This window comes from Mycobacterium sp. TH-M103, from assembly GCF_057473785.1.
The window spans coordinates 1-7,920 of record NZ_JBYCLG010000060.1; the positions used below are offsets into that span (position 1 = coordinate 1).

The window sequence follows — 7,920 nt, forward strand, 5'->3', positions numbered from 1 at the left end:
TCTTCGAACGCGAGGACTTCACCGGCGAGGCCGCGTGGATGCGCGACGACCTGGGTCTGCTGATCAAGGAACTCGAGGAGGCCGGCGCCAAGTTCGACGAGTCCAAGCAGCGCTACCTGGAGCGCGAGGCTCGCAGGACCGAGAGGATCACCGCGAGTAAGGTGCTCAAAACTCAAGGGACGCTGACGCTCAGTGGGCACTAACTTTCGGCTCGGCTTCGCCGGACCGTTCGAGGTAGTCGGCGAGGATGCGGCTGACCAATGACTCGATGCTGGATTCGATCGACGCCGCCAGCGTGGCGGTGACGGTCGCGACCGCCTGGGTGCGGAACCGGATCAACATGGTGATCAACTCGGCGATCTCGGCGTCGGCCGGCAGCGGCTGACCCGGCTTGATGCGGTCCATGACGTGTTCGGCGCCGGCCCGCACCAGCATGTCGCTGACCTTGTCGATCTCGGGCACGATCTGCTCGTGCAGGTCGATCAGCTTGTCCAGGCGGACACCGTAGCCGCGGATCTCGTTGAACGCCTCGATCAGCTTGGGCCGGGTGACGGTGGCCTGCGCGCCGTCGACGCGGACCACCTGCAGTGCGACCAGCCGCTCGAAAGCGCGTGAATCGTCAACGAGGCGTTGGGCTTCGGTGAGCGGCATGGTCTGCGGCTTCTCGGTGGCCCAGGTGCCCACGATGGCCGTCTCCAGGCCCAGCACGTCGCCGAGGCTCTTGCCCTCCTCCCACGCGCTGAGCATCTCGCGCACGTGGGCGATGTTGTATCCGCGCTCGAGCATCGAGGTGATCAGGCGTAGCCGGGTCAGGTGGGTGTCGTTGTAGAGGGCGATGCGGCCGACCCGCAGCGGCGGCGGCAGCAGTCCGCGGTCGCGGTAGACCCGGATGTTGCGGGTCGTGGTGCCGGCCAGCCGGGCCAGGTCGTCGATGCGGTACTCGCCGGGCGCCGCGATTCCGTGCGGGTGGCGGGCGGCGACGTCGAACAGTTGCGTCACCGCCGATTCCAGGATCTGGCGGTATTCGCGCGACTGGCGCCGCACCCGTTTGGGTGCGCGCCGCAGGTTGTGCAGCACGCTGGCGATGGTGCCGGGCTCCGGTCGCGGTCGGTCGGTCGCCATGGGGACGTCCGGTATCAGGCCGGCGACGCGACGCGGGCCCTGGTGTGGCGCGCGATCGCGTCGTAGTCCTCGTAGCGGAAATTCCTCATCTGGCGAAGATACTGCGTGGCGAAACCGGGATACATCGAGGCGTTGAATCCGTCGTCGGTGAGATACCAGCTGCGGCACCCCGACATCCAGGTGGTCTTGGCGAGTCGGCGCTGCAGGGTTTGGTTGTGGCGGCGCTGGACGTCCGCGCGCACGTCGAGGTAGCGCAGGTCGTTGTCGAGGATGGCGGTGATGGCGCGCACCGCGTAGTCGAGTTGGCCTTCGATGTAGACCAGCAGCGAGTTGTGTCCGGGTCCGGAGTTGGGGCCCGTCATGAAGAACAGGTTCGGGAAGCCGTGAGCGTTGATGCTCTTGTAGGCCTGTGCGCCACCGGCCCATTCGGTGGCCAGTGACCGGCCGCCCAGCCCGGTGACGCCGAACGGCGGGCCGGTCAGGTGGACGTCGTAGCCGGTGGCGAACACGATGCAGTCCAGGTGGTGCTCGATGCCGTCGCTGGTGCGGATGCCGGCCGGGCTCAGTGTGGCGATGGGCCAGTCGATGAGTTTGCAGTTGTCGCGCTGCAGGGCGGGGTAGTAGTCGCTGGAGACGAGCATCCGCTTGCAGCCGGGCCGGAAATCCGGGGTCAGCTGTCGGCGCAGCCACCGATCTTTGACCTGGCTGCGCAGGTGTGCGCGCCCGGTCCGCGCGACCAGCGACGTCAGCGGTGTGTTCCACACCAGGGCGGTGGCGCTGGCCTCGTGGCCCCAGAACAGGGCCTGGCGCGCAAGCTGTTGGGTGGCGGGCACTTTGGCGAACAACGCCTGCAGGGCCGGCGGCGTGGGAACGTCCAGGCGGGGCAGTACCCAGCACGGGGTGCGCTGGAAGACCTTCACGAACTCGGCCTGCCGCACGAGTTCGGGGACGATTTGGACGGCGCTGGCGCCGGTGCCGACGACGGCGACCCGCTTCCCGGCGAAATCGTAGGCGTGGTCCCAGCGGGCGCTGTGGATCTTGTGCCCCCGGTAGCTGTCCAGCCCCCGGATGGTGGGAAAGCTGGCGTCGGACAGCGGGCCGGAGGCCAGCACCACCGTGCGGGCGCGGAATTGCTTGTGGTCCTTGGTGGTCGCGGTCCACACGCCGGTGTCCTCGTCGAAGGCCAGCCCGCCGACCTCGGTGCCGAATCGGATGCGGCGGCGCAGGTCGAACGTGGTCGCCATGTCCTCGAGGTGGCGGCAGATCTCCGGGGCGGGTGAGTACGTCCGCGACCACGCGGGGTTGGGGACGAACGAGTAGGAGTACAGCAGCGAGGGGATGTCGCAGCTCGCGCCCGGATACTTGGTGTCGCGCCAGGTTCCGCCGACGCCGTCGGCGCGCTCGAGGATCACGACGTCGTCAATCCCCGACTCCGCCAGACGAATTGCCGCACCGAGACCGGTGAAGCCGCCACCTACGATCAGCACTGCGTGGACGTCGGCCACGGTCACGCCGCCGGCCGGTAGGTGAGTTCCTTGAACCAGCTGGGCACCGGCCGCAGCAGCGGTCTGGGGTAGCGGTCCGACAGCCACACCATGGAACCGGCCAGGATCTGATAGGGGTGTCGTGGGTTGACCACCATCGTGGCGTGCCGCTTGAGCAGTTGATAGGTCGGCACCCGCCAGGTGTGCTCGCCGCGTTCGCCGAGTTGCTTGAAGCGGTTGACGGCGTTGTTCAGCCGCTCCGGTTCCAGGCCCATTCCGGCCATTTCGCCGTAGATGCGCTTGAGCAGGGGGACGTACATGAGCATGCCGATGATCAGGCCGGGCGAGGCGACGCGGCCGACCAGTTCGATGGCCAGCCGGCGCGTCTTGGCATGCCCGATCAGGTCGAGCACCTCGAAATCCACGGCGATGTGCCGGGATTCGTCGTTGTTGATCTTCTCGAACACCTGGTGGCACACCGGGTCCTGAACCGTGTCCAGCAGGAATTTGAGCAACGCGCCGTCCAGGGCGACCTCGAGCATGGGGATGACGGTGCCCAGGACGGACAGCGGCATGCTGTCGGCGAACGAGTCCAGCCACTCGATCGCCAGCCGGATGTTGACGTTCGGCTCGGGCAGTTCGCCGTCGTCGAGCATGCCCCAGCGCTTCATCAGCGCCATCTCGGCGTTGGCGTGACGTTGCTCCTCGGCGTGGAAGTACCGGTAGATCTCGGCCAGAGTCGGGTCGGGGGCCTTTCTGGCCAGCGCGGCGAAGCCGCGGGCGCCCACGTTCTCGATCCAGCACAGGTCGGCCATGAACGCCTTCAGTTTGGGGCGGAACTCGGGCCGGATGGTTTCGGCGCCGGGGCCGTCCCAGTCGATGTCGGCCAGCGCCCACTGGCGGTCCTTGATCTTGGCGAGCATGGCTTGCATGTCGATGGCCACGGGTCCCCCTCCTGTTCAGTGCATGTTCACGCGGGACAGCAGCCCGGCCGCTCGGGTGTAGGCCGGTGGTGCAATCCTTTTGACGTTCCAGCCGATCTTGGCGTCCAGCTGCGGCAGGCAGTACAGCTCGCCGCGGTCGTTGGCGTCCAGGCAGGCTCGGGCCACCTTGTCGGGCGCCATCCCCGTCCAGCGCATCAACCGTGTGGCCAGCTCGCTGGATTCGGCGCTGATGCGGCCGGATTCGACGATGTTGGTCTTGACGAACGTCGGGCACAGCACCGTGACGGTGATGCCGGTGCCGGACAGCTCGGCTGCGAGGGTCTCGGACAGCGACAGCACCCCGGCCTTGCTGACGTTGTAGGCCGCCATGCCGGGGGCCGCGCCGAACGCCGCGGCCGAGGCGACGTTGATGATGCCGCGGGGAGCCGGTGCTGGCCCCGCGTCGCGCAGGATCGGGGTGAACACGTGGCAGCCGTGAATGGGGCCCCACAGGTTGATCCCCAGCGTCCACTTCCAATCGTCCAGGGGCACATCGCCGATCGCGGCGCCGCCGGCCCCGACACCGGCATTGTTGATCACCAGAGTCGGCGGCCCGCCGAACCATTCCTGCGACCGCTTGGCCAGCGCCTCGACGTCTTTGATGTTCGACACGTCGCAGCGCAGCGCGGTCGCCCTCGCGCCCCGGTCCGTAATCGCGTCGGCGGTGCGTTGGGCGGCGGATTCGTCGATGTCGCTGCACACGACCGCGCCGCCGCGGCGGGCGAGTTCGGCGGCGAACGCGGCACCGATCCCGCTGCCGGCGCCGGTGATCACCGCCCGCGCACGGTGGCTGGTGCGTTTCCGCGGCCCGAAGATCCTCGGCACCGGAAGGCCACTCGCCATGAACGGAGTCAACCGCAAATGGTGACATTAGTCAATGGCAGCTTTTGGGTGGCATGCTTGTGCGACGAGCAGCGGGCGCGAGGCCCGGTTCGGTGAATCGGGGGAACCTCAGCCGGTTCGCGGTGCCAGCGGTCCGTCCGGGCGCTGCCCGAGGCATCAGCGGCTTTCGTAGGTGCCTTCCAGCTTGGCGCGCGCGATCACTCGTCCGCCGATGGCATCGAGTGTTGCGCTCGGACCAGGCCGGCTTCGACGCTTTACATGCCGAATTCCTGCAACGGTTGCTACCCGTATGCGATTGTCTGCTGAAAGCCGCTGCGGCCAAAGGTCTTCCGCGCGGCGAAGTACGGCCGCTGGATTTCTTGCACGGCGTCGGCAACCTGTGCATCGGGGTGGAGGCCGATCCCGACTACGACGTGCACGGCATGATCGATCTGTTCGTCGCGGGCCTGGCCCAACCCTTTTCCGACTAGCGGACTTTCGCGCGCCGGGCTTCCCGCCGGCCGTCAGGAGTCGGCGATCGTAGCGAAAAGTGTTGCGGCGCGGGCGATCACCGCGCGGTCCGCGGCGCTGAGGGCGTCGAGCCGTTCGTCGAGCCAGGCGTTGCGTTGCATTTTCGCGGCGCCGGCCAGTGCGTCGCCCTCCGTGGTGGCGCTGAAGAGCACCTTTCGCCCGTCTTTCGGGTCGCGGGAGCGTACGGCGTATCCCGCCGAGGTGAGGCGATTCACGGTCTGGCTCATCGAGGCCGGGGAAACGCGGTCGTAATCGCTGAGTTCGGTGAGCGTCAACGGGCCGTGCTTGTGCAGGTGGGTGAGCACCGCCAGCGCCGCGTCTCCGAGGCTGCCCTCGGGTCGCTCGCTGCGGAAGCGGCGGTAGAGCCGTCCGACGGCGGAGCGTACGTGCGCGCCCAGGTCGCCCCCGTCGGGCCCAGTGGTTGCGTCTGTCTCCATCGCTCATTAATATACCTAAAGAGATATTTCTTATACCTAAAGAAGTTCACCGACGCGTCTGAGCCCGCGGAGTCACACCCGAGGAGTCGAAGCCATGCCCGCCAACCCCCTGGGCGTCGCACTGCGCAACCGGCGTGCCGGCCACCACACCCTCGTCTGGGCCCGACCAGGCCTGGATGTCGCGGAGAACTTCACCCTGACCAGCCCCGCCTTCGAGCATGGGGCGCCCATCCCGGACAAGCACCGCGGCAGGCTGTTCGGCGCGAACGTCTCGCCCGCCCTGCACTGGACCCGGCCGCCGTCCGGCACCGTCGAGCTGGCGCTCATCGTCCAGGATCCCGACGCCCCCGCAAGCAAGCCGGCCACCCATGCGCTCGCGGTGGGCATCGATCCGTCACTGAACGGCCTTCCGGAGAACGCCCTGGCCAACCCGAGCCCGATACCCGGTGTCCGGCACGGCAAAGGCGCGCTCGGCCGCCGCGGCTGGGCCGGGCCTCTGCCGCTGCGATCGCACGGCCCTCACACCTACGTGTTCCAGCTCTTCGCCCTCGGCCGGCCCTCCGGGTTGCCGGAAAGGTGCACCGTTGACCAGGCCGTTGCGGCCGTCGCGGGTCACGTCCTCGGCCGTGCCCGCCTCGACGGAACGCACGAAATCCGCTGATCTCCGCACGGCCCATGACCGTTGCGGCCCAACATATTCGATAGGAGCACCCTATGACCGCCGACAGACGCGACGGGGACAGCTGGGATTTGGCCTCCAGCGTCGGGGCGACCGCGACGATGGTCGCGGTGGCCCGGGCCCGCGCGACTCGCGCCGAAAAGCGGCTCATCAACGACCCGTTCGCCGAGCCGCTCGTCCGGGCGGTGGGGGTGGACCTGCTGACCCGGCTGGCGACCGGCGAGGTGAACCCCGACGACCTGACCGACGCTCCCGACGGCCCCGTGGCGTCCACCGCACCCGCCGGGCTGGCCCACAACATCGACCAGGTACTGATCGACGCCGCCACCGTGCGCACCAAGTTCTACGACGAGTTCTTCCTGGACGCCACGAACGCGGGCGTCGCACAGGTGGTGATCCTGGCCTCGGGGCTGGATTCTCGCGCGTACCTCCTGCCGTGGCCCACCGGGACCGTGGTCTACGAGGTCGACCAGCCCCAGGTCGTCGAGTTCAAAACGCGCACTCTGGCCGAGATGGGTGCCGTACCCACCGCCGAGCGGCGCGTGGTAGCAGTCGATTTGCGCGACGATTGGCCCACCGCACTGCGCACCGCCGGGTTCGATCCCGCCCGGCAGACCGCGTGGAGCGCCGAAGGCCTGCTGGGCTATCTGCCGCCAGAAGCCCAGGACCGCCTGCTGGACACGGTGACCGACCTCAGCGCGCCCGGAAGCCGGCTCGCCACCGAAAGCACCCCCAATGCTCGGCCGGGCGGCGAAGACAAGATGAAAGGGCACATGCGCCGTATCTCCGAACGCTGGGCCGCCCACGGTTTCGATCCCGACATGGCCGCCCTCGTCTACTTTGGTGAGCGCAACGAAGCCGCCCCATACCTGGCCGCCCGCGGCTGGGCGCTGAACGGAAACAGCATCCGAGAACTGCTTGCGGCCAACGACCTTCCGCCCATCGAGGACGACGACATCGGCCTCGGAGACACGCTCTTCGTCAGCGGGACCCTCGGCACCACCGCGACATGAGTCGTCAGGTCAGTGCGGCCAGCGCCGTCGCCGGGTCGTAGCCGGTGAACCCATCCAGCTCGCCGTTGCGCAGGCGGTTCACCCAGCCCGGGTCGGCGAGCAGCGCGCGCCCGATCGCCGCGATGTCGAACTCACCGGCGTCGAACTGCTCCACCAGGCGGTCGACGGGTGCGGGCTGGATCACCTGGCCCCGCTTCTCGCTGCGGAACTGCGTTTCCAGCCCCACGGAACCGACGGCGATGACGGGCAGCCCGGTGACCTTCTTGGCCCACCCGGCCAGGCTCAACTCGCCGTCGTAGTCGGGGAACGCGGGCACGTAGTGCCTGCGCGTGGAGGGGTGGAGCATGTCGACCCCGGCCTCGACCAGCGGGGAGAGCAACTCCTGCAGCTGGGTGGGGTCCTCGGCGATCGTGGCCGTGTAGTCGGTGCCCTTCCACTGCGAGAAGCGAAAGATGATCGGGTAGTCCGGGCCGACGGCGGCGCGGACCGCGGCGACGACCTCCGCGGGGAAGCGGGTGCGCGCCGACAGCGACCCACCGTACCCGTCGGTGCGCAGATTGGTTCGTTCCCAGAAGAATTCGTCCAGCAGGTAGCCGTGGGCACCGTGGATCTCGACGGCGTCGAATCCGAGGGCCCGCGCGGTGGCGGCGCTGTCGGCGTACAGGTGCGCGACCCGGGGCAGCTCCTCGATCTCGAGCGCGCGGCCCTTGGGATTGCCGAGCCCGTCGACGCCCGACGGGCTGACCGGGACGACGCCGTCGGCGTCGTCGCGCTGGGCGCCCTGGTGCCACAGCTGGGCGGCGATCGTGGCGCCCTCGCCGTGGACGGCGTCGACGACGCGCCGCCACC

At 68.7% G+C, this 7,920-nt stretch carries 9 protein-coding genes and 1 pseudogene; 4 read left to right on the forward strand and 6 right to left on the reverse strand.

Translation table 11 applies throughout. The features are described from left to right. Nucleotides 1–203: pseudogene (locus AC2VOR_RS03205) on the forward strand (acyl-ACP desaturase); the annotation flags it as partial. Here the strand turns inward: AC2VOR_RS03205 and AC2VOR_RS03210 are convergent. The 4 genes from AC2VOR_RS03210 to AC2VOR_RS03225 are packed head-to-tail and all read right to left on the reverse strand — an operon-like array spanning nucleotide 190 to nucleotide 4,432. Beyond that, a complete protein-coding gene (locus AC2VOR_RS03210) occupies nucleotides 190–1,122 on the reverse strand; it encodes a MerR family transcriptional regulator (protein ID WP_486963190.1) in 933 nt (310 codons plus the stop codon). The pseudogene AC2VOR_RS03205 and the gene AC2VOR_RS03210 overlap by 14 nt on opposite strands. Nucleotides 1,123–1,136: 14 nt before the next feature. Further along, nucleotides 1,137–2,627: a flavin-containing monooxygenase gene (locus tag AC2VOR_RS03215; protein ID WP_486963198.1), complete on the reverse strand. Its 1,491-nt coding sequence runs from the start codon at nucleotides 2,625–2,627 to the stop codon at nucleotides 1,137–1,139. A gap of 2 nt (nucleotides 2,628–2,629) precedes the next feature. Beyond that, complete coding sequence (locus tag AC2VOR_RS03220) at nucleotides 2,630–3,550, reverse strand: ferritin-like domain-containing protein (protein WP_486963191.1); 921 nt, start codon at nucleotides 3,548–3,550, stop codon at nucleotides 2,630–2,632. Between the two features lie 15 nt (nucleotides 3,551–3,565). After that, complete coding sequence (locus tag AC2VOR_RS03225) at nucleotides 3,566–4,432, reverse strand: SDR family NAD(P)-dependent oxidoreductase (protein ID WP_486963192.1); 867 nt, start codon at nucleotides 4,430–4,432, stop codon at nucleotides 3,566–3,568. A gap of 224 nt (nucleotides 4,433–4,656) precedes the next feature. On the opposite strand from AC2VOR_RS03225, the gene AC2VOR_RS03230 reads away from it, so the two are divergent. Continuing rightward, on the forward strand, nucleotides 4,657–4,902 hold the full coding sequence (locus AC2VOR_RS03230) for a hypothetical protein (protein WP_486963193.1): 246 nt from the start codon (nucleotides 4,657–4,659) through the stop codon (nucleotides 4,900–4,902). A gap of 33 nt (nucleotides 4,903–4,935) precedes the next feature. Here the strand turns inward: AC2VOR_RS03230 and AC2VOR_RS03235 are convergent, their stop codons facing one another. Next, nucleotides 4,936–5,379 carry a MarR family winged helix-turn-helix transcriptional regulator gene (locus AC2VOR_RS03235; RefSeq protein WP_486963194.1) on the reverse strand — a complete coding sequence of 148 codons (444 nt, stop codon included), beginning with the start codon at nucleotides 5,377–5,379 and terminating at the stop codon, nucleotides 4,936–4,938. A 94-nt stretch (nucleotides 5,380–5,473) separates the two neighbouring features. Here AC2VOR_RS03235 and AC2VOR_RS03240 point away from each other — a divergent pair, with 94 nt between their 5' ends. Together AC2VOR_RS03240 and AC2VOR_RS03245 are read left to right on the forward strand one after the other, a co-directional pair. Next, a complete protein-coding gene (locus AC2VOR_RS03240; protein WP_486963195.1) occupies nucleotides 5,474–6,040 on the forward strand; it encodes a YbhB/YbcL family Raf kinase inhibitor-like protein in 567 nt (188 codons plus the stop codon). Nucleotides 6,041–6,093: 53 nt separating this feature from the next. Beyond that, nucleotides 6,094–7,071, forward strand: coding sequence for an SAM-dependent methyltransferase (locus AC2VOR_RS03245; RefSeq protein ID WP_486963196.1), 978 nt, complete (start codon nucleotides 6,094–6,096; stop codon nucleotides 7,069–7,071). A gap of 4 nt (nucleotides 7,072–7,075) precedes the next feature. Here AC2VOR_RS03245 and AC2VOR_RS03250 read toward each other — a convergent pair. Beyond that, nucleotides 7,076–7,920 (reverse strand): oxidoreductase (locus tag AC2VOR_RS03250; protein WP_486963197.1); only part of this gene is annotated, 845 nt, incomplete at its 5' end.